General features: G+C 39.9%; 1 protein-coding gene. It reads right to left on the minus strand.

Translation table 11 applies throughout. The features are described from left to right. Nucleotides 1–449: Ig-like domain-containing protein (locus Q0770_RS14660; protein ID WP_299118187.1), on the minus strand; the 449-nt coding region annotated here is incomplete at both ends.

Raw genomic sequence — 449 nt, forward strand, 5'->3', positions numbered from 1 at the left:
TCAGGGTTAAGGTCATTAGTGCTTACATCACCAGAAACAGGTGTGTTAACAAATGTATCATTGATATCATTGATAGCCATGATATCATTACCATCATCACCAGCAATAGTAATATATACTGTGGCAGTATCCGTCGCCCCGTTATCATCCGTGATGGTATATGTAAATGAATCAGTACCTGCAAAACCAGGGTTAGGTGTGTATGTAAAGTTTCCACTTCCGTCAGGGTTGAAAGTAACAGTACCATTGCTAGGGTTCGTATTACTAGTTACGGTAAAGTCATCCCCTTCAGGATCATTGTCATTATCGGTAACATTACCAGATACATCCGTATCAGATATTGTTGTATACGCATCATCATTAGCAACAGTGATGTTTCCATTATCAGGCACGACTTGAATAGTTACTGTAGCGGTATCACAAGCAGGCGTAGGAGTATTATCATCACA

It is taken from the genome of uncultured Winogradskyella sp., assembly GCF_947501905.1.
Taxonomy (GTDB): Bacteria; Bacteroidota; Bacteroidia; order Flavobacteriales; family Flavobacteriaceae; genus Winogradskyella.